General features: G+C 69.8%; 19 protein-coding genes and 1 pseudogene. 9 read left to right on the forward strand and 11 right to left on the reverse strand.

Annotated features, from left to right (window positions below):
* From G3N92_RS17050 to G3N92_RS17070, 5 genes and pseudogenes are all read right to left on the reverse strand, one after another.
* Nucleotides 1-443, reverse strand: a pseudogene (locus G3N92_RS17050) (ABC transporter permease); the annotation flags it as partial.
* Nucleotides 440-1309, reverse strand: coding sequence for an ABC transporter permease (locus G3N92_RS17055; protein WP_241014838.1), 870 nt, complete (start codon nucleotides 1307-1309; stop codon nucleotides 440-442). The gene G3N92_RS17055 and the pseudogene G3N92_RS17050, both read right to left, overlap by 4 nt.
* A 38-nt stretch (nucleotides 1310-1347) precedes the next feature.
* Complete coding sequence (locus tag G3N92_RS17060; RefSeq protein WP_206128713.1) at nucleotides 1348-2700, reverse strand: FAD-dependent oxidoreductase; 1353 nt, start codon at nucleotides 2698-2700, stop codon at nucleotides 1348-1350.
* A gap of 2 nt (nucleotides 2701-2702) precedes the next feature.
* On the reverse strand, nucleotides 2703-3413 hold the full coding sequence (locus tag G3N92_RS17065; RefSeq protein ID WP_206128714.1) for an HAD-IA family hydrolase: 711 nt from the start codon (nucleotides 3411-3413) through the stop codon (nucleotides 2703-2705).
* A gap of 127 nt (nucleotides 3414-3540) precedes the next feature.
* Entirely contained in the window at nucleotides 3541-4617 is a 1077-nt protein-coding gene (locus G3N92_RS17070) for an ABC transporter ATP-binding protein (RefSeq protein ID WP_206128715.1), read from the reverse strand.
* Nucleotides 4618-4716: 99 nt separating this feature from the next.
* Between G3N92_RS17070 and G3N92_RS17075 the strand changes: the two genes are divergently transcribed.
* The 7 genes from G3N92_RS17075 (at nucleotide 4717) to G3N92_RS17105 (ending at nucleotide 11921) form a co-directional block, all read left to right on the forward strand.
* Nucleotides 4717-5688 (forward strand): LysR family transcriptional regulator, encoded by a 972-nt coding sequence (locus G3N92_RS17075; protein WP_206128716.1) that lies wholly within the window; start codon nucleotides 4717-4719, stop codon nucleotides 5686-5688.
* Nucleotides 5689-5866: 178 nt separating this feature from the next.
* Nucleotides 5867-7339 carry an NAD-dependent succinate-semialdehyde dehydrogenase gene (locus G3N92_RS17080; protein ID WP_206128717.1) on the forward strand — a complete coding sequence of 491 codons (1473 nt, stop codon included), beginning with the start codon at nucleotides 5867-5869 and terminating at the stop codon, nucleotides 7337-7339.
* A 74-nt stretch (nucleotides 7340-7413) separates the two neighbouring features.
* Nucleotides 7414-8130, forward strand: coding sequence for a glutathione S-transferase (locus G3N92_RS17085; protein ID WP_206128718.1), 717 nt, complete (start codon nucleotides 7414-7416; stop codon nucleotides 8128-8130).
* Nucleotides 8131-8245: 115 nt separating this feature from the next.
* Nucleotides 8246-8689 carry a MarR family transcriptional regulator gene (locus G3N92_RS17090; protein WP_206128719.1) on the forward strand — a complete coding sequence of 148 codons (444 nt, stop codon included), beginning with the start codon at nucleotides 8246-8248 and terminating at the stop codon, nucleotides 8687-8689.
* Between the two features lie 112 nt (nucleotides 8690-8801).
* Nucleotides 8802-9365, forward strand: coding sequence for an isochorismatase family protein (locus G3N92_RS17095; RefSeq protein WP_206128720.1), 564 nt, complete (start codon nucleotides 8802-8804; stop codon nucleotides 9363-9365).
* Entirely contained in the window at nucleotides 9358-10773 is a 1416-nt protein-coding gene (locus G3N92_RS17100) for a DHA2 family efflux MFS transporter permease subunit (protein ID WP_206128721.1), read from the forward strand. Before G3N92_RS17095 ends, G3N92_RS17100 begins: the two co-directional genes overlap by 8 nt.
* An 86-nt stretch (nucleotides 10774-10859) precedes the next feature.
* Nucleotides 10860-11921, forward strand: coding sequence for a hypothetical protein (locus G3N92_RS17105; protein ID WP_206128722.1), 1062 nt, complete (start codon nucleotides 10860-10862; stop codon nucleotides 11919-11921).
* 64 nt (nucleotides 11922-11985) lie between these two features.
* Here G3N92_RS17105 and shc read toward each other — a convergent pair whose 3' ends face one another.
* Nucleotides 11986-14061, reverse strand: a complete 2076-nt coding sequence (shc, locus tag G3N92_RS17110) for a squalene--hopene cyclase (RefSeq protein ID WP_241014839.1) — start codon at nucleotides 14059-14061, stop codon at nucleotides 11986-11988.
* A 50-nt stretch (nucleotides 14062-14111) separates the two neighbouring features.
* On the opposite strand from shc, the gene G3N92_RS17115 reads away from it, so the two are divergent.
* Together G3N92_RS17115 and G3N92_RS17120 are read left to right on the forward strand one after the other, a co-directional pair.
* The gene (locus G3N92_RS17115; RefSeq protein WP_206128724.1) at nucleotides 14112-14834 is read left to right on the forward strand and encodes a TetR/AcrR family transcriptional regulator; all 723 of its coding nucleotides are present in this window, start codon (nucleotides 14112-14114) and stop codon (nucleotides 14832-14834) included.
* Between the two features lie 68 nt (nucleotides 14835-14902).
* Nucleotides 14903-15574, forward strand: a complete 672-nt coding sequence (locus tag G3N92_RS17120) for an HAD family hydrolase (protein ID WP_206128725.1) — start codon at nucleotides 14903-14905, stop codon at nucleotides 15572-15574.
* Nucleotides 15575-15593: 19 nt separating this feature from the next.
* On the opposite strand, the gene G3N92_RS17125 is transcribed toward G3N92_RS17120, so the two are convergent.
* The 5 genes from G3N92_RS17125 to G3N92_RS17145 all read right to left on the reverse strand — a co-directional run.
* Nucleotides 15594-16484, reverse strand: a complete 891-nt coding sequence (locus G3N92_RS17125; protein WP_206128726.1) for an NAD(P)-dependent oxidoreductase — start codon at nucleotides 16482-16484, stop codon at nucleotides 15594-15596.
* 333 nt (nucleotides 16485-16817) lie between these two features.
* On the reverse strand, nucleotides 16818-17762 hold the full coding sequence (locus G3N92_RS17130; RefSeq protein ID WP_206128727.1) for a ketopantoate reductase family protein: 945 nt from the start codon (nucleotides 17760-17762) through the stop codon (nucleotides 16818-16820).
* A 320-nt stretch (nucleotides 17763-18082) separates the two neighbouring features.
* Nucleotides 18083-19282 carry a porin gene (locus G3N92_RS17135; RefSeq protein WP_206128728.1) on the reverse strand — a complete coding sequence of 400 codons (1200 nt, stop codon included), beginning with the start codon at nucleotides 19280-19282 and terminating at the stop codon, nucleotides 18083-18085.
* Nucleotides 19283-19344: 62 nt separating this feature from the next.
* The gene (locus tag G3N92_RS17140; RefSeq protein WP_206128730.1) at nucleotides 19345-19800 is read right to left on the reverse strand and encodes a TIGR00725 family protein; all 456 of its coding nucleotides are present in this window, start codon (nucleotides 19798-19800) and stop codon (nucleotides 19345-19347) included.
* 64 nt (nucleotides 19801-19864) lie between these two features.
* Nucleotides 19865-20432, reverse strand: a 568-nt coding sequence (locus tag G3N92_RS17145; RefSeq protein ID WP_206128729.1) for an ABC transporter permease subunit, incomplete at its 5' end; no start/stop codon positions are given.

Below are 20432 nucleotides of genomic sequence, written 5' to 3' on the forward strand. Positions count from 1 at the left end.
TCGTAGGGCAGGCCCAGCATCGCGTCGGCCAGGATCAGCCCGCCGAGCGTGTTCACGTAGCTCAGTTGCGAATAGACGAAGAACACGCCCACCGCCACGATGATGATCGGCACCATCAGCGGCAGCATCAGCACCGTGCGCAGCCGGCGGATCAGCGGATGCTTGCCGTGCTCGATCGCGTAGGCCGCGGCCACGCCCACCGGCGTGGCGATCAGCACCGCGCCGAACGAGGCGAGCAGCGTGGTACGCGCCGCCGCGAGCCATTCGGGATTGCCGAAGAACGCGTGATACCAGCGCAGCGACAGCGCCGGCGGCGGGAACGTCATGAAGCGCGTGTCGGAGAACGACATCGGCACCACGATCAGCACCGGGATCATCAGGAACGCGAGGATCAGGATCACGCCCGCGATCAGCAGCGCGCGAGCCAGCGGATTCGGTTTCATTTCGCCCCCAGGGTCTTGTCGAGCGGAATCACGCGGCTGGCCGCATAGAAGATCGCGAACACGCAGACGAGCAGCACCACGCTCACCGAGCTCGCCGCGCCCCAACTGTTGTAGATCTCGACGTTGCGGCTCACCACCATCGACACCATGATCGAACGGCCGCCGCCCATCAGTTCGGGCGTGATGTAGAAGCCGAGGCAGAGCACGAACACCAGCGTGACGCCGGCCACCACGCCGCCCATCGAGAGCGGCAGGAACACCCGCACGAAGTTGTGCAGCGGCGTGGCGCCGAGGCTGGCGGCGGCCTGCGAGAGGTTGCGCGGAATCTTCTGCATGGCCGAATACAGCGGCAGCACCATGAACGGCAGCAGGATGTGCACCATCGCCACGATCGTGCCGAGTTCGTTGTAGGCCAGTTGCAGCGGGCGGTCGATCAGGCCGGTGGCCATCAGCACCTTGTTGACCACGCCGGTGCGCTGCAGCAGCACGAGCCACGCGTAGGTGCGCACCAGCACGCTGGTCCAGAACGGCAGCACCACCATGCCGAGGATCAGCGCCGTGTAGCGCGGCCGCACCGAGGCGGCCAGATACGCCACCGGGTAAGCCAGCAGCAGCGTGACGACGGTGACGATCGCGCTCATGCGGAACGTCAGCACGAAGGTGTCGAGGTAGGGGCCGCTGAAGATGCGGCGATAGTATTCGAACGTGAAGCCGCCGTCCTGGCGGATCGACTGCCAGGACAGCCACGCGAGCGGCACGACCAGCAGCAGCACGACGACGGCGAGCGCGGGCGCGAGCAACAGCAGCATCGCGCGATCCTCGCGCCGTTGATGGTGGCGCGCGGCGCCGGCCTCGTTCGGTCGCATCAATTCGGTTTCCGAAATCAGGGTTCTGGCAGTCGTCATCATACCCCCAGCGAATCGAGTATCTGGTACCACGCGGCGACGAGCCTGACGCCCGGCGCGCGCAGCGCATGAAACGGTACCGGCCGCAGGCCGTCCTGCGCGAGCAGCGCGAGATCGGGCCGCTCGCCGAGCGCCAGCGCGGCCGCATGCTGGCCGATCAGGCTCGCCATCGCCACGCCCGCGCCGTTGTAGCCGAGGCAGAACACGGTGGCGGCGTCGCTGCGGCCCACGTGCGGCAGCGCGTTGAACGTCATGCCGACGTAGCCCGACCAGCGATATTCCACCCGCACGCCGGCCAGTTGCGGGAACAGCGCCACCATCGCGCGGCGCAGCGCCTCGAAGCCGGTGTCCTGGCCTTCCTTGCCGAACGCGTCGCGGCCGCCGAAGATCATGCGCCCGTCGGCGCGGCGGAACCACTTCATCATGCGGCGCGTTTCGGTGTAGCTGCGGTCGCGCGTCATCAGCGCCGCGTCGAGTTCGGCCGGCAGGCGCTCGGTGGCGATCATCGCGCTGCGGAACGGCACGAGTTCGCGCTGATAGGCGGCGGTCGCGGCGCTCAGCCCCGAATACGCGTTGGTCGCCACGATCAATTGCTTCGCCCGCACCGTGGCGGCCGGCGTGCGCAGCACGACGCCGTCCGGCGTGCGCTCGATCGCGAGCACCGGCGTGCCGGTGTGGATCGGCACACCGCGCGCCGCCAGGCCGCGCGCGAGGCCGAGCACGTATTCGAGCGGCAGGATGGTGCCCGCGTCGGCGCTCAGCACGCCGCCGACGAAGCCCGTCGAGCCGGTTTCTTCGGTGACCTGAGCACGCGAGAGCGCCGTCATCGACGTGTCGCCGAGCGTCGTGCGCACCCAGTCGGCTTCGGCCAGGCACGCGGCCAGCGCGCGCTCGGTGTGCGCGCAGCGCAGGCTGCCGGTGTGCGCGAACCGCGCGCCGTCGATGCCGAATTCGTCGACCAGCGCCTCCACCGCGCGCACGCCCTCATGCGCGAGCCGGTGCATGCGCCGCGCGACGTCGAGCCCGTGACGGCTCGCGATGGTCGGGAACGACAGCCGGAACTTCGACGACACCACGCCGCCGTTGCGCCCGCTCGCGCCCCAGCCCACCGGGTTCGCGTCGAGCACGGCGCAGGACACGCCGCGCCGCTGCAACGCATGCGCGGCGCCGAGGCCCGAGTAGCCGGCCCCGATCACCGCCACCTCCACCTGCAGGTCGCGTGCGAGCGGCCCCGCGCCGGCATCGGCGGCAAGCACGCCCGAGCGGCCGGCGAGATGACGCCACAGCGAATCGGGCTGCAAGCCGGGCTTCAAACCGGGCTGCGGAGCGGTCGTGGCGGACGGCGCGAGCATGATCAGGCCGCGGCCAGTTCGGCGTCCACCGCGTCGGCGAGCGCGGCGAGCGTCGCGAAGCAGAACGTCGGCGTGGTCACTTCCTTCGGCACCGGCGTGCCGCCGAAGCCCTTCTCGCCCTGGCGGCGCTCGATCCAGCAGGTCGCGTAGCCCAGCTCGGTGGCGATGCCGATGTCGTGATACTGGCTCTGCGCCGTGTGCAGGATCTCGCGGAACTTGTAGCCGAACGCGGCCTGGCGCCCGCGGTTGTAGGCGAAGAATTGCGGATCGGGCTTGGCCACGCCGGTTTCGTCGCAGCACACGGTGTCGTCGAACGGATCGCCGAGCGTGTGCGCGTAGGCCGACAGCGCGACGCGGTCGGCATTGGTCATCGCCACCAGCCGGAAGTGCTTGCGCAGGCGCTTGAGCGCGGCCACCGAATCCTCGAACGCCGGCCATTCGAGCACGTCGCGCTGGAACGCGGCGGCCGATTGCGGATCGTCGGGCAGGCCGAGTTCCTTGGCAAGCGACAGGTAGACGTTGGCCATCTCGTGGCTCGAACGGCCCGGGAACGCGGCGCGGCCGCGCAGGTACGGCTCGAAGATCTGATCGTCGGTCAGGTCCTTCGCGGCGGGGCCGCCGAGGCGGCGCACCGAGTCGAGCACGCCCCGTTCGAAGTTGATCAGCGTCCCGACGACGTCGAACGTCAGAACCTTGAAATCGGTGAGCTTCATGGCTTGGATCCTTGATGACATGACAGAGGTTTCGAAAACGGCGACTGCAAACAGGGCGCACCCCTCCCCCACGGCCTCGCCGGAGCGAGGCGCGTCGCGAGGACGGCGCCGGGAGCGGGGGTGCCCGTCAGGCGGGCACGACGATCGTGTCGCGCGGGTCGAGCGCGACGGAAACGGAAGCGCCGGGCGGCGGAATGCGTTGCCGCGCGTCGTGATTGCCGGGCTGGCGCAGGCTCAGCGCGGTGCCGTCGGGCAGCGTCGCGAACACGCGCAGGCTTTCGCCCTGATAGAGCACCTCGGTCACGCGCGCGCTGAGGCGGTTGGCCCCGGCCGGCGCGGCGCCGTCGTCGATCACGAGCTTTTCGGTCTGCACCGCGAGCAGCAGCTTGTCGGCGCGCGGCAGCGGCGCGCTGGTGTGCAGCACGGCCTCGCCGAGCCGCACCGCGTGCTCGCCCTCGCGCTGCACCGGCAGCAGCGTGGCCTCGCCGATGAAGCTGGCCACGAACGCATTGCAAGGGCGGTCGTAGAGCCGCTCGGGGGTGTCGATCTGCACGAGCTTGCCGTTGCGCAGGACAGCCACGCGATCGCTCATCGTCAGCGCCTCGCGCTGGTCGTGCGTGACGTACACGATGGTCGCGCCGAGCCGCCGGTGCAGGCGGCGCAGCTCGATCTGCATGGTTTCGCGCAGTTGCTTGTCGAGCGCGGAAAGCGGCTCGTCCATCAGGATCAGTTGCGGTTCGAACACCATCGCGCGGGCCAGCGCCACGCGCTGCCGCTGGCCGCCCGACAGCTCGCTGATGCGGCGGCCTTCGTAGCCGGACAGCTCGACCATCGCGAGCGCGTCGGCCACGCGGCGCGCCCAGCCCGATTTCGGTTCGCGGCGGGCGCGCAGCGCGAACGCCACGTTCTCGCCCACCGTCATGTGCGGAAACAGCGCGTAGTTCTGGAACACGATGCCGATGTCGCGCTTGTGCGGCGGCGCAAATGTAATGTCGCGATCGCCCACCCAGACGCTGCCGCTGGTCGGCTGCACGAAGCCGCCGAGGATGCCGAGCAGCGTCGTCTTGCCCGAGCCGGACGGCCCCAGCAGCGAGACGAATTCGCCTTGCGCCACCTCCAGCGATACATCGTCGAGCGCGGCCACCTGGCCATAACGCTTGACCGCCGACCGAATCGATACGCCTGCCTTTACTCTCGCGTCCATCCATCGCTCCCGCTTTGTCAGACCGTGTTTTACAAAATATAGGCGTCCGTATTTTTGACGGCAATTCCCAAATTGTTGGATCGGGCATAACATCAGGTCATGCCGAACCTTCGCCGCAAACTCCCCAGCGCGAATGCGCTGTTCGTCTTCGAAGCCGCCGCGCGCTGCGGGAATTTCACGCGTGCGGCGCAGGAGCTTTACGTCAGCCAGCCGGCCGTGAGCCGCATGCTGTCGCGCATGGAGGATCACCTCGGCGTGCGCCTGTTCGAGCGCGTGCACGGCGGCATCGAGCTGACCGAGAACGGCCGCATCCTGTATCGCAAGATCTCCGAAGGATTGAACGGCATCGAGGATGCGATCAGCGAGATCGAGGCCCGTGCGACGGGCGTGGAACCGGTCACATTGTCGGTATCCACCGCGTTCACCACGCACTGGCTGATGTCGCGCATGGGGCGGCTCAACGCGGCGTTTCCGTCGGTCGACCTGCGTTTCCAGCTGATTTCGGGGCGCATCGGCGGCCCGCTCGGCGACGTCGATCTCGGCATGCGCTTCCTGCACGGCGGCGAGCCCGACGAGCACAGCGTGGCCGTGATGCCCGAGGTGCTGCTGCCGGTGTGCAACCCGCGCTACGCGGAGCTCGCGCGCGGCGAGGCCTGGCACGAACATGGCGACACCGTGATCGTCATGGATGCCGAGGAGCGCGGCTGGCACACCCGCTACCGCGCGTTCGCCAGCGGCGAGCGCACCGCCGCCCACGTGCTGAGCTTCAACGATTACGCGATCGTCGTGCAGGCCGCGCTGCTCGGCCAGGGCATCGCGCTCGGCTGGGTCAACGTGCTCGCGCACTGGCTCGCGCAGAAGCAACTGGTGCCGGCCGTGTCCGAGCTGCAGGTGACCGACCGCCTCTGCTGCCTGTCGTGGGCGCCAGGCCGGCCGCTGCGGCCGATCGTGGCGGAAGTGCGCGATTGGCTGCTCGCCGAAATGCACGCCGATCTCGCCGCCGTCGATCTCGCCTACCCCGAACTCGGGCTGGCCGCCGCCATCGGCGCCGGGCCGCGCGCGGCGGCCTGAGCGCACGCGGCACAGCATGGAATGCCGTGCGCGCCCCGCAAAACAACCGATTCGCACTGTTTAACGATTTATTTGACGAAACATGCACTGCCGCAGCGGCGGTAGCATGGTGCGAACCGCTGCGCGCCGTCCGACGGCAACGCGCACCGCCACCGCCCTTCCGACGAGGCCCCGCCCCATGACCGCCCGCTTCAGCCTGCAGGACTTGATTCGCACCGACAACTTCATCGACGGCCAATGGGCCGCGGCCTCGGACGGCCGCCGCTTCGCCGTGACCGATCCGGCCACCGGGAACACCATCACCGAGGTGGCGGACAGCAGCGAGGCCGACGCGCGCGCCGCCACCGACGCCGCCGCCCGTGCGTTCCCGGCCTGGCGCGACACGCTGCCCGCCGAGCGCGCCGCCGTGCTGCGCCGCTGGCACGCGCTGATCGTCGAGCACGCCGACGCACTCGGTCAGTTGATCTCGCTCGAACAGGGCAAGCCGCTGGCCGAAGGGCGCGGCGAGGTGATGTACGGCGCGTCGTACGTGGCGTGGTTCGCCGACGAGGCCACCCGCATCTACGGCGACCTGATCCCGCAGCAGCAGCGCGGCAAGCGCATGAGCGCGCGCAAGGAGCCGGTGGGCGTGGTGGCGGCCATCACGCCCTGGAACTTCCCGCTCGCGATGATCGCGCGCAAGATCGCGCCGGCGCTGGCGGCCGGCTGCACGGTGGTGGCCAAGCCCGCGGAAGACACCCCGCTCACCGCGCTGGCGCTGGTGCTGCTCGCGCACGAGGCCGGCGTGCCGGCCGGCGTGCTGAACCTGATCAGCACCTCGCGCGAGCGCGCGGTGGCCGCCGTGGGCGACTGGCTCGGCGATGCGCGCGTGCGCAAGATCACGTTCACCGGCTCGACGCCGGTCGGCAAATATCTGGCGAAGGAATCGGCGGCCACGCTGAAGAAGCTGTCGCTGGAGCTGGGCGGCAACGCGCCGTTCATCGTGTTCGACGACGCCGATCTCGACGCCGCCGTTGCCGGCCTGCTGGTGTCGAAGTTCCGCAACGGCGGCCAGACCTGCGTGTGCCCGAACCGCGTCTACGTGCAGGCGGGCGTGTACGAGCGCTTCGCCGAGCGGCTCGCCGAACGCGTGGCCGCGCTGAAGGTCGGCCCCGCCACGCAGGCCGATTCGCAGATCGGCCCGATGATCAACGACCGCGCGATCGACAAGATCGCCCGCCACGTGGACGACGCCGTGACGCGCGGCGCGCGCGTGCTGGCCGGCGGCAAGCGCCTGACGGAACTCGGCCCGACCTACTACGCGCCCACCGTGCTGGCCGACGCCACCGCCGACATGCAACTGAGCTGCGAGGAAACCTTCGGCCCGGTGGTGCCGCTGTTCCGCTTCGAGGACGAAGCCGAAGCCGTGCGCGCCGCCAACGACACGCCGTTCGGCCTGGCCGCGTATTTCTACAGCCAGGACTTGCGCCGCATCGAACGCGTGACGGATCAGCTCGAATCGGGCATCGTCGGCGTCAACGAAGGTGCGCTTTCCAGCGAAGCCGCGCCGTTCGGCGGCGTCAAGGAATCGGGCTACGGCCGCGAAGGCTCGAAGTACGGCCTCGACGATTACCTTTCGATCAAGTACGTCTGCCAGGGCGGGCTGGCCTGACCCTGCGTGCGCCGACACCGGATCGTCAGCCGTCCTACACTGTCGGCTGGTCCTGTCCAACGGAGGCGCACACCATGCACTACGAGCTGTATTACTGGCCCACGATCCAGGGGCGCGGCGAATACGTGAGGCTGGCCCTCGAAGCCGCCGAGGCCGATTACACCGACGTGGCGCGCGAGAAGGGCGGCATGGCGGCCATGAGCCGGCTGCTCGACAGCGACACGCTGGAGGCCGTGCCGTTCGCGCCGCCGTTCCTGAAGGCCGGCGAGCTGATCGTCGCCCAGACCGCCAACATCCTGCTGTTTCTCGGCCCGAAGCTGCACCTCGCGCCGAAGGACGAAGCCGGCCGCCTGTGGGCACACCAATTGCAACTGACGGTGGCCGATTTCGTCACCGAGATCCACGACACGCATCATCCGATCGGCTCGGGCCTCTATTACGAGGATCAACTGGCCGAGGCGGCGCTGCGCAGCGAGGATTTCATCGCGAACCGGCTGCCGAAATTCCTCGGCTACTTCAGCCGCGTGCTCGCGCAGAACCCGCATGGCGGCGGCTTCCTGGCCGGCAGCCGGTTGAGCTATGTGGACCTGTCCGTCTTCCAGCTGATCGAAGGCCTGCGTTATGCGTTCCCGAAGGCGATGAGCCGCGAGGAACCGAACCATCCGGGCCTGAGCGCGCTGCGCGATCATGTCGCCGCGCATCCGCCCATCGCGCGCTATCTGGCCTCGGCGCGGCGCATTCCGTTCAACACCCAAGGCATCTTCCGCCACTACCCCGAGCTCGATCGCTAGTTCGCGCGGCGCGATCGTCAGCCCTGCGAAATACTTTCGACAGGGCCTGGAAAGCTTTCGTATAATTTGGAAGTTAACCTTGCAAGTTCAACTTTCTTTTAATACGATACCGTCCATGTCGCCCGCCAAAGCCTCCGATCGCGCGCTCGAAGCCGCCGTCTCCGACCTGACCCTCGCCATCGGCCAACTGGTGCGCCGCGTGCGCTCCGAACTGGGCCCGAGCGAATACACGCTGTCGCAACTGAGCGTGCTCGCGCGCCTCGAACTGAGCGGCCCGATGACCACCGCCGATCTCGCGCGCGCCGAATCGATGAAGCCGCAATCGATGGGCACGCTCGTGGTCGGCCTCGAACAGGCCGGGCTGATCGCGCGGCAGCCGCATCCCACCGACGGCCGCCAATGGCTGATCGCGCTGACGCCCGCGGGCGCCGCCGAACGCCAGCAGCGCCGCACCGCCAAGCACGCCTGGCTGCTCGAAGCCGTGCGCGAACTGAGCGACGACGAGCGCCGCGTGCTGGCCGCCGCGCTGCCGCTGATCAAGCAACTGGCCGAGCGCTGAGCGTTCGCGTTCCCGAGTACCGCCACCGAATCTTTCCCGGCGCCGTCCCCCGGCGGCGCCGCGCCGTTCCTGGCCCAACCCGTCACCGGCCCCGCGCCGAAGGAGTCTTTCCATGACCGCCACCGTCCTCGATCCGAAAACCGCCCTCGTCGTCATCGATCTGCAAAAGGGCATCGTCGCCCTGCCCATCGCGCATCCGGCCGCCGACATCGTCGCGCAATCGGTCAAGCTGATCGACGCGTTCCGCGCGCAGCACCTGCCGGTGGTGCTCGTCAACGTGGCCGGCGTCCCGCCCGGCCGCAACGAGCAATCGCACGGCGGCGGCGCGCTGCCGCCCGACTGGGCCGACCTGATTCCCGAACTGAAGCAGCAGCCGAGCGACCTGCTGGTCACCAAGCGTTCGTGGTGCGCGTTCACCAACACCGATCTCGACGCCCAACTGAAGGCCGCCGGCGTCACGCAGATCGTGCTGTGCGGCATCGCCACCAGCATCGGCGTGGAATCGACGGCGCGCGTCGCGCACGCGCTCGGCTACAACGTCACGCTCGTCAGCGACGCGATGACCGACCTGAAGGCCGAAGCGCACGCGCACAGCTTCAGCACGATCTTCCCGCGCCTCGGCGAAACCGGCACGACGCAGGACATCGTCGCGCTGCTCGACGCACGCCGTGCCTGATCGCAGCGCCGGCGCCGCGCCCGCGCGCATCGATCCGGCCATCTGGAAGGTGTGCGCGGTCGCGACGCTCGGCTCGCTGCTCGCGCAGCTCGACGCCACCATCGTCAACGTTTCGCTGTCGGGCCTCGCCCACGCGATGCACACGCGGCTCGCGACGATCCAGTGGGTCACCAGCGCCTACCTGCTCGCGCTCACGCTGGCGTTGCCGATGAACGGCTGGCTGGTGGATCGGCTCGGCGCGAAGCGCGTCTATCTGGTCTGCTTCGCCGCGTTCACCGTCACGTCCGCACTGTGCGGGCTGGCGTGGTCGGCCGGCTCGCTGATCGCGTTCCGTGTGTTGCAGGGCGTGACGGGCGGCCTGCTCGCGCCGATGGCGCAGATGACCATCGCGCGCGTGGCCGGCGCGCACATGGCGCGCGTGGTGGGCTACGCCGCCGTGCCGGTGCTGATCGCGCCGGTGCTCGGCCCGGTGCTGGCCGGCGCGCTGCTCGATTACGCATCGTGGCGCTGGCTGTTCCTGATGAACCTGCCGATCGGCGCGCTCGGCCTCGCGCTCGCGCTGCGCTTCCTGCCCGACGATGCACCGGCCGGCGAGCGACGCCGGCTCGACTGGGCCGGCTTCGCGCTGCTGTCGCCCGCGCTGGTGCTGGTGCTGTTCGGCTGCGAACGCGTGGCGCGCCCGGAAGGCGCGGCCTCGCTCGCGGCGGGCGCGCTGCTGATCGCGCTGTTCCTGCGCCACGCGCGCCGCCTCGGCACGCATGCCCTGATCGATCTCGCGGTGTTCCGCCGCCCGGTGTTCGGCCTGGCCGCGCTGACGCAATTCGTCTGGAACGGCACGCTGTTCGTCTCGCAGATGCTGGTGCCGCTCTACCTGATCGACGGCGTGGGCCGCTCGCCCGGCGAAATGGGCTGGCTGCTCGCGCCCACCGGCATCGGCCTGATGATCGCGTTTCCGTCGATGGGCATGCTGACCGAACGCTTCGGGCTCCGATACGTCTCGGCCGGCGGCGCGCTGCTCGCGCTGCTCTCGACGCTGCCGATGGTGTGGATGCCGCTGCACGGCTTCGGCCTCGCGGTCATGCTCGCCTCGCAATTCCTGCGCGGCCTGGGCCAGGGCGCGATCGGCGTGCCGACCATCACGGCCGCCTATGCAGCGGTGCCGCGCGAGGCGCTGCCGATGGCCACCACCGCGCTCAACATCGTGCAGCGGCTCGGCGGCCCGGCGCTGACCACGCTGTGCTCGACGCTGCTGGCCTGGCGGCTCGCCGTGCCCGCGGCCGGCGCCGGCACGCATTCGGCCGCCTATGCGTGGGGTTTCGCGATGCTGGCGGCGATGTATGCGCTGCTGTTCGCGATGGCGCTGCGCCTGCCGCTGCGCGCGGCGAAGCGGGGCGACGCGCGCACCTGAGCCGGCTGCCGCATGACCGTGGCGGCAGAGCAGGCTTCGCGCCGCCTCGTGTATCGTTGCGGCGTACTCGCCCTTCCGGAAGCCCGATGACCCCGATCCGCCCGCGATCGATACCCGCCGGCACGCTGCGCGGCGCCGCGCGCCTGCTTGCGCTCGCTCCACTCCTCGCCCCCGCGCTCTGCCATGCCGCAATCGGTAGCGCCGGCGGCCCCGGCGGCATCCGTCTGCTCGCGCTGGCGGGCGGCTGGCTGCTGCTGACCGCGTTCCTGTTCACGATGTTGCGCCGCGCGCGCCCGCTCACGCGCTACCTCGCCACCGCGCTGTTCTTCGCCGCGCCGCTGCTGTGGCTCACCGCCACCTATCACTGGTTCATGGCGACCGATCCGCAAAGCTTCGCCGCGCAGCGCCTCGGCGCGTCCCACGAGACCGACGCGCCGGTGCAACTGGGCGGCGCGACGTTCCCGGCGGGCAGCCGCGTGCAGATGCTCGTCGCCACCGGGCAGCCCGCCGCCCTCACGAGCGATCGCGCCGTGGCGCTCGGCGCGCTGTCGATTCGCGGCATCGAGCATCGCGACGGCGATACCGATGCCGTCTACCGCGCCACGCTCGCCTTCGATCAAACCGTCGACGGCTGGCCCTGCGCGGCGATCAGCGAAACCGGCACGCGCGTGGACGTGGGCGACCCGCACGCGCCGAAGCCGCGCCTGCTGCAATGCCAGCTCGCGAAAACGGTCAACCTCGGCGACATCGCCTGGCCGCCCGCCACGATCGTCGCGCGCGCCCCGGACGGCGCGGGCTGGGCGCTGCGCTGGTCGCTCGAAACCTATTCGCAGGTGGGCTACGCGAAGGGCTTTTCGTTCAACGTGAACACGATGTCGGGCGACTACGACGCCGCCCGCCAGCTCACCGCGTGGCAAGGCCGGCTCGCGGTGGACGGCGATGTCGGCGTGGGCAGCGTGACGTTCGCCGGCAATCCGCAACCCGTGCTGCGCTGGCAACGCGGCGACAACAGCGTGCAGGTCACCGGGCGGCGCAGCGGCGCGCCCGCCCAGGCCGCCGACGCCTGCGTGAAGGTGGCCTCGCGGCCGCTGCGCTATCTGCCGTGCTCGGGCGACACGCCGGCCAAGACGCCGGGCAAGGCACCGTAAACGGCAATCGGGCAGCCGGCTTGCGCCGGGCTGCCCGATCGATCAGGAATACACGATACCGCGCTTACTGCACCGGCACCGCCTCGCGCGCCTTCAACTTCGGCGTCAGGTCCGGCATCGCGCCGGCGTCCGTGCGGGATTCGGCCCGGGCCTGCGCTGCGTGCGACAGCCGGCGGTAGCGCGCCAGCGCCCACAGCGGGAAATACGCCGTGTAGCCGTGGTACTTGAGGTAATAGATGCGCGGGAAGCCCGGCGCATTGTGCGAGCGGTGCCACCAGAAGCCATCGTCCTGCTGCACCGACATCAGATACCGAATGCCGCGCTGCACCGATTCCGATTGCCAGTCGCCGAACGCCATCTGCGCGAGCAGCGCCCAGGCCGTGAAGTTCGAGGCGCTCTCGCCGCCGTTGGTGCCGGCCAGCGCCGGATCGATATAGCTGTCGTTGGTTTCGCCCCAGCCGCCGTCGGCATGCTGGCGCGCACGCAGCCACGCCAGCGCCCGCGCAATATAGGGCTGCGAAGGATCCTCGCCGGCCAGCGCCAGCCCGGCCAGCACGCTCCAGGTGCCGTACAGGTAGTTGGTGCCCCAACGGCCCCACCAACTGCCGTCCGCGCGCTGCGCACCCTTCACGTAGTCGATCGCGCGCCGCAGCGCGGGCTTGTCCTCGTCGCGGCCGGTCACGCCGAAGCACAGCAGCACGCGGCCCGACACATCCTCGGTCGGCGGATCGAGCAGCGCGCCGTGATCGGCGAACGGGATCAGGTTCAGATAGAGGCGATCGCAATCGGCGTCGAACGCGCCGAAGCCGCCGTTGCGCGATTGCAGGCCGCGCATCCAGTCCAGCCCGCGCGCCACCACCTGCTCGTACGGGTTGTGGCCCGTGCTGCGCGCCAGCGCGCGGCCGCGCTGATGCAGCATCGCGGCCACCACGGCGCTGTCGTCGATGTCGGGGTAATACGGGTTCTCGTACTGGAACGCCCAGCCGCCCGGCGGCGTATCGGCCGGCGCGTTCTCGATCCAGTCGCCGCGCAGCTCGGTCACCTGCTTGCCGGCCATCCATTCGTACGCGGCGGCGATCTTTTCGTTCAGCTGTGCTTCGGAAACCCGAGGATCGGGACGCGTCTCGGGCACCGCGCGCGCCTGTTCGAGCGCCATCGTGGCCCAGGCCGTATCCCACACCGGCGACAGGCACGGCTGGCAATACATGCTGCCGTCCGGGCGCTCGACCAGCAGCTTTTCAAGCGCGTTCTCGCAGTCGCGGCGCAGCGGGTGATCGTCGGGATACCCAAGCACATCCATCATCTGGTAACTGTAGACGATCGGCGGGAAGATCCCGCCCATGCCGTCCTCGCCGTTCATGCGCTCGGCGCACCACGCTTCGGCGTGGCGGATCGCGCGGCGGCGCAGCGCCTGCGGGATCAGCGCGTCGGCATGGCGCACGGTGCGGTCGATGCCGAGGAACAGGTTGCGCACGAAACCGCCGCGCGCGAAATAATGGCGCTCCTCTTCCGGCGCAACCACGAACAACTCGCGGATCGACACGTTGCGCGGGTTCTTCGCGCGCGCCTTCAGCGAACACAGCACCAGCAGCGGCACCATCGTCGTGCGCGCCCAGTAGGCGACCTTGTACATCGAGATCGGCACCCACTTCGGGAACAGCACGAACTCCACCGGCATGAACGGCGTGGCGCGCCACGGCACCTGACCGAACGTGGCCAGCAGGATGCGCGTGAACACGTTGCACTTCGCCGCGCCGCCGAGCTTCAGGATGCATTCGCGCGCGCGCACCATGTGCGGCGCGCTTTCGCTGTCGCCGGCCGCCTTCAGCGCGAAGTAGGCCTTCACGCTGCACGACACGTCGGGCGCGCCGTCCACGTAGAGATCCCAGCCGCCGTGCGTCGACAGCCGCTGGATAGTGCGCAGGTAGATGGCCATGCGGGCCTGCCGCGCGTCGTCGATCTTCCCCATGAAATGCATCATCAGGATGTATTCGGCGGTGATCGTCGCGTCGGATTCGAGTTCGAAGCACCAGCTGCCGTCGGCGTCCTGGCGCTGCGCAAGAGCGTCGCGGCCGCGCAGGATCGCGGCATCGAGCATCGATGGCAGGGGAAGAGCTGAATTTTTCATCGGCCGGATCATACCATCCAGCCGGATTGTTTGGATTCAACGGCCGATGTTAAGATGCGCCAATGAATTCCATCCGGCCTTCCGCGCCCGCCGCGCCGCCTGTCGACCCGTCCGCCGCGCCCGCCTCTCCGCTGTCCGCGCCGGATTCCGCGTCCGATGGCGTTGCGTATCCCCCATCCGCGGCCGTCTCCGTCGAACGCTCCGCCACCGACGACACCCGCGGCAACCGCCGCAAGAAAGCCCCCGCCCACGTCCGTTCGCAGTTGTTGAGCGCCGCCGCCGATATCGCGACGGAGCTCGGCGTGCACGCCGTCACGCTCGACGCCGTGGCCGAGCGCGCCGGCGTCAGCAAGGGCGGGCTGCAATATCACTTCCGCAGCAAGCAGGCGCTGTTCGACGCGCTGTTCGCGCAGACGCTCGAGCGCTTCGAGCAGCAGATGCATACGCGCATCGACAGCGATCCGCACCCGCGCGGCGCGAACGCGCGCGCCTATCTGCACGCGGCGATGGCCGAAGCCGCGCCCGCCGCGAGCACCAACCTGCTGCGCGTGCTGGTGTCGTCGATGATGACCGACCCGGACGCGCGCGAACGCTGGGCCGCGCCGATGCGCGAGATCGCGCGCCCCGATCCGCTGCCGCTCGACGAGGCCGCGCGCCTGATGATCTGCCGGCTCGCCGCCGACGGCATGTGGATTTCCGAATTGCTCGGCTATCAGAACCTGTCGCCCGACCTGCGCAAGGAAATCGTGCGCCAGCTCGAGGCGATGACGATGGCCGGCGCCTGAACGCCACGCACGCCGCACCGGGGCGCGCCCGCCTCTTCCCTTCCCCGCTTTCCCCTTGGAGTGACACGATGCCTTCCCCGATCCCGTTCGACACGATCCGCGCGATCGCTTTCGATTTCGACGGCGTGATTCTCGATTCGGTCTGGATGAAGGTGAACCTGTTCTTCGAGTGCTACGACGAGCCGATCAGCGACACGCAGCGCGCCGACATGCTCGCCCACCTCGTGCATCACGGCGGCGTGGGCCGCGTCGCGAAGTTCGCGCACTACGAGCAGGCGATCTTCGGTCGCGCGCCGGATCCCGCCGTGGTGCAGGCGCGCGCGCAGCGCTACAGCGACCTGCTGATGGCGCGCATCGACGCGTGCCCCGAACTGCCCGGCGCACGCGCATTCCTCGAACGGCGCCAGGGCGCGCTGTCGCTGCATCTGATTTCCGGCACCGCCGACGACGATCTCCAGCGCATCACGCGCGAACGCGATTTCGCGCGCTATTTCCGCAGCATCGTCGGCTCGCCCACCACCAAGCCCGACGCATTCGCCGACGTGCTGCGCCAGGGCGGCTGGCGACCGGCCGAGGTGCTGGCGATCGGCGATTCGTTCACAGAATTCGACGCGGCGCGCGGGCTCGGCATGCCGTTCGCGGGCATCGTCGCGCCGGGCGAGGAAAACCCGTTCCCGGCCGACGTGCCCGTCTATCAGGACATGGCGGCGCTCGACGCGGCCTGGCGCGCGGCCAACTGATCCGCACGTCTGACGACGTTCAGCCGCGCCCCTGCACCGTGCGCGCCTCGATCGCACGCACCACGGCGGCCATGTCCTCGCCGCCGTGCCCGAGCGCCAGCGTTTCGTCGTAGAGCGCGTGGCAGGTATCGAGCAGCGGCGACGCCAGCTTCGCATTGCGCGCGGCCTCGGCGGCCAGCCGGTTGTTCTTCAGCACGTCGGCGATCGACGCCTGCACCTCGAAATCCTCGCGCACCAGCTTGTCGATCTTCACGCGCGACACGGCGCTGGCCATCGGGCCGGCGTCGAGCACGGCCTGAAACTGCGTGAGGTCGAGGCCGTAATGGCGCGCCAGATGCGAGGCCTCGGCGAGCGCCGTCACCATCGGAATCAGGTAGCTGTTGACGGCGAGCTTCATCAGCAGGCCTGACGGCACCGGGCCGCACACCACCGCTTGATGGCACATCGGCGCGAGCAGCGGGCGCACCGCGGCGACGTCGTCCGGTTCGCCGGCCAGCATCGCCACGAGTTGCCCCGCCTCGGCCGGCTTGCGCGAACCGGATACCGGCGCTTCGACGTAACGGCCGCCGGCCGCGCGGATCTCGGCATCGAGCGCGCGCGAATACTCCGCCGACATGGTGCCCATCTGCACGATCAGATGACCGCCCACGCGCTCGCCGAATTCGGGCGTGCCGCGGCCGAGCACGGCGTCGAGCGCGGCGTCGGTCGCCATCATCAGGATCACGATGCTGGCGCGGCGATAGACCTCGCCGACCGATTCGGCCACCTGCGCGCCCGCTTCGCGCAGCGGCTCGCAGCGCGCCGGCGAGCGGTTCCACACCACCAGCTCGGTACCCGCGCGCGCCAGGTTGAGCGCCATCGGCTGCCCCATCACGCCGATCCCGACGAATCCCACGACTCCGCTTGTCATGCCTTGTCTCCTCGCTATGCGTCGTTGAGCACGCCGCACGATGCGGCGCGCGACGTCGGGCGGCGGGAAGGGGTCGCGGAGCGTGTGCCGGGATGCGGCACGGCGGCGGAAGCCGGCGAAAACAGGCGGTGAATGCGGCCCGGCCGCGCGGCGGCCGGGTCGGCAGCGGCGGCGGGTGATGGCCTGGATCGGCGCACGTCGTCATCTCCGCGCCCGATCGTGTCGCGCGCGTCGACGCTCATCCTAGCAATTCGCCGCGCGGAAGCAAGCGCGGCGGCGCATGGCGATGCCAATCGGGCAGCGTGCCCGGAACCGCCATGCGCGGGCGGGCCGTCAGGCGGCCGCGTCTTCGCGCGCGGCGCGCGCTTCGTAGGTCTTCAGATGGGTGTAGGCCACGCGCAGCAGCTTCAGGCCGCTCTCGCCCTCCGGCGCACGCGCGAGCAGGTCGCCGATCACGTGATCGGCCTCGACGCGCGCGTGGTTTTCCACGTCGCGCAGCATCGAGGCGGTCATGCCCGAGGCAGTGAACAGCATGCGGCGCGCGCGGTCGTGCAGCGATTCGCCGGCCGGGAAGCCGTTGTGCGCGGCGATCGCCGTGACTTCGCCGAACATCGTTTCGAGCAACTGGCGGCCGTCCGGCGCGGCGAGAATGTCGCCGATCGAGCCGCGGAACAGCGACGTGGATGCGGCCAGCGTGGCCAGGAACATCCACTTGTCCCACATCTTCGCGACGATGTCGGCGGCCGGATGCACGTCGAAGCCCGCGCCCGAGAACGCCTCGGCCACGGCCTGCGTGCGCGGCGTGAGGCCGCCCGTCAGATCGCCGAAGCCCACCGCCTGCGAATCGTTCAGGTGAACGATGCGTTGTTCGGCGTCGAGCGTGGCCGCGATCATGCAGAGGCCGCCCATCACGTTCGCATCGCCGAAGCGGGCCTTCAGCACGTCGAGATGGCGCATGCCGTTCAGCACCGGCAGGATCGCCGTGCGCGGGCCGACGAACGGCGCGAACGATTCGATCGCGCCGTCGAGGCCGTACGATTTGCAGCTCAGGAAGATCAGGTCGAACGCGCCAGCGCGGTCGGCGTCGCCGGCCTGCACCGTCTTCACGTCGCGCAGCGTCAGGTCGCCGGCATGCGGGCTGTGGATCACGAGGCCGTCGCGCGCGAGCGCGCGGGCGCGCCCCTCGCGCACGAGAAAGGTCACGTCACGTCCGGCCGCGGCCAGCCGCCCGCCGAAATAACCGCCGGTCGCACCCGCGCCCACCACCAGAATCCGCATCTCCGTCTCCTTGCAATCACGTTTCAGAAAGGTTGCCGGCCGCGCCGCCGTACTGGGCGAGGCCTGGCGCGACGACTGTAGCCGAATTCGCGAAAGCGTGCCGGCGCGCGCGGGCGAAGCGCCGCGCAAGCGTAGAAACCGACGATGGCGCGCCGCGCGTCGAGCACGGGCCGACTGGCCTCGCGCGCCTGGCGGGACGGCGCCGGCTCCGAGCGTGCAGCGGCGTCCTGGCGCACACCGAGCGAATGCAAACCGGCGCGGCGCGGCCGACGCATGCGTCGGTTCACGCCGCGCCGGCCGGCAGCGCTACCGCTTCACGCTCAGAAGCGGTGCACCACACCCACGCCGAGCGCGACCTGGCTGCGCGACGAGGCCGGCGTGGCGGCGAAGCCGTCGCCCAGCGACGGCGTGGCGATCACCACCTTGCCGGCGCTCGACAGCGTGTCGCCGTTGGCGCGCTGATACGACTCGACCGCATAGAGGCCGGTGCGCTTGGACAAGCTGTAGTACTGCGACATCGAGAACTGCTGATACTGCGCGGCGTTCGCCACGCCATTGGCCAGCGTGGCGCGCGTGTAGCTGTAGCCGCCCGCGAAATCCCACGACGACGACGGATGGAAATGCAGCACCGCCCCGGCCGTGTTGAAGATCGCCGTGTTGCGGAACGACGAGCCCGCGCCCGGAATGTATTGCACATTCGAATAGGATGCCGAAACATCCCATGCATCCGAAAAGCGGTAACCGCCCGTCACGGCGAAGCGCTGTTGCGCCTGCGCCGTCTGGTAGCCGTTGTTGATCGCCGAGACGGCCGTTTCCGAGCCGCCGTTCGAGGTGGTGGACGATGCGCCCCATGCGCCGCCGCCCGGCGTCGAATTGTTCACGCGCTGAAACGCCGCGCCGATCCCCACCGGGCCGTTCGCGTATTGCAGGCCCGCGCTCCAGGTCGAACCGGCGTTGACGCTGCCCGGCACGCCGCCGAACGCATAGGATGCGGCGAACGTGAAGCCGCCGAGCGTCGGCGACTGATAGACGAGCGAGTTGTTGGCGCGGTAGATGTTGTCGAGCGAATCGATGTCGCCCGGATGCGCGCCGAAATAACCGGTCAGCCAGGTGGTGGGGCTCCACGGCGAGAGGATCGTGTAATAGGCCGTGTACTGGCGGCCGGCGGTCAGCGTGCCGAAGCGCGCGTTGGTCAGGCCCACCCACGATTGGCGCGTGAACATGCCGCCGGTGAATTGCGACGTGCCGTTCGCGGCGTTCACGCCCGCCTCGAGCGTGAAGATCGCCTTGGTGCCGCCGCCCAGATCCTCGCTGCCCTTCAGGCCGAAGCGGCTGCCGGCCCACACGCCCGACGTCATCTTGGTCAGCGCATGGCCGCCGGTGGTCGAGCCGACCGAGGTGGCGCTGTTCTGCCAGGCCAGGCCGTTGTCGACGATCCCGTACAGCGTCACGCTGCTTTGCGCGTGCGCGCCGGCGGCCACACCGCCGAGCAGGCACGACGCGATGAGAGTCTTCTTCATGTTCAGTAATCCTACTTTTAGTTGACGGAAAAACCTGTACTGCGAAACCGTGCCTACCGACGTCAGGCGAGCAGGCTCAGCCAGCGCGCCGTGCGCTCGATCAGCGCGTCCTGCGATTCGAATGTCTCCACGCCGGCCACCTGCGGCGCATCGCAGATGGCGAACACCGGCTTGCCCCATTGCAGCCCGAGCGCGATCTCGGACAACGTGCCGAGCCCGCCGCCCACCGCGATCAGGCACAGCGAGGAACGCGCGATCAGCGCGTTGCGCGTGATGCCGAGCCCGGTGGGCAGCGCGACGCTCAGATACGGGTTCGCGCCTTCGGCGTCCTCCTCGGGCAGCAGGCCGATGGCGATGCCGCCGGCCCGATGCGCGCCGCGCGCGGCCGCTTCCATCACGCCGCCCTTGCCGCCGCCGACGATCGCCATGCCGGCCTGCGCAAGCGCATGCGCGACGGCTTCTGCCACGCGCAACTGCGCGTCGGTGGCCGCGCGCGGGCCGATCACGCCAACCGGCATCAGCAGCCGGTTCGCACCACGCTGGCGCGCCGCGAGTGCCGCGAGCGCGGCCGGTGCCGCAATTTCAGTGTTGCCTTGGTCTGACAATCCATTCCCCTATTGCAAGAACACAGGTGCAGAGCGCCGTCAGCAGGATCGACAGCACGGCGGCCTGCGAAAAATCGGTCTGCCCGTCGGACAGCTTCAAATACATCAGCAGCGGCAGGATGTTGATCTGCGTGCCGGCCAGCGCCACGGCGGTGCCGTAGGTGCCGAGCGCGATCGCCGCGACCAGGCACCAGGCCGCCGCCACCGACGGCCACAGCTCGCGCCACGCCACGTCCATCCAGGCGCGCCACGGCCGCGCGCCGAGCGTCAGCGCCGCATCGAGCGGCCGGCGGTCGAAGTTCGCGAACGCCGGGTACAGCATCAGCGCGACGCGCGGAATCAGGTAGTACGCATACGCGATCGCCAGCCCGAAGCTCGTGTAGATCGCGCCGCCCACGCGCGCCGGATCGGCCCCGAGCCGCGCCAGCAGCATCGTCACGAAGCCCGCGCGCCCGAAGCTCAGGATGAAGCCATAGGCGATCACGAGGCCCGAGAACGCGAGCGGCACGCCGAGCGCGGCCAGCGCGAACCGCCGCCGCGCCGGC

Origin of the sequence: Burkholderia sp. Ac-20379 (assembly GCF_017104645.1) — a bacterium.
Taxonomy (GTDB): domain Bacteria; phylum Pseudomonadota; class Gammaproteobacteria; order Burkholderiales; family Burkholderiaceae; genus Burkholderia.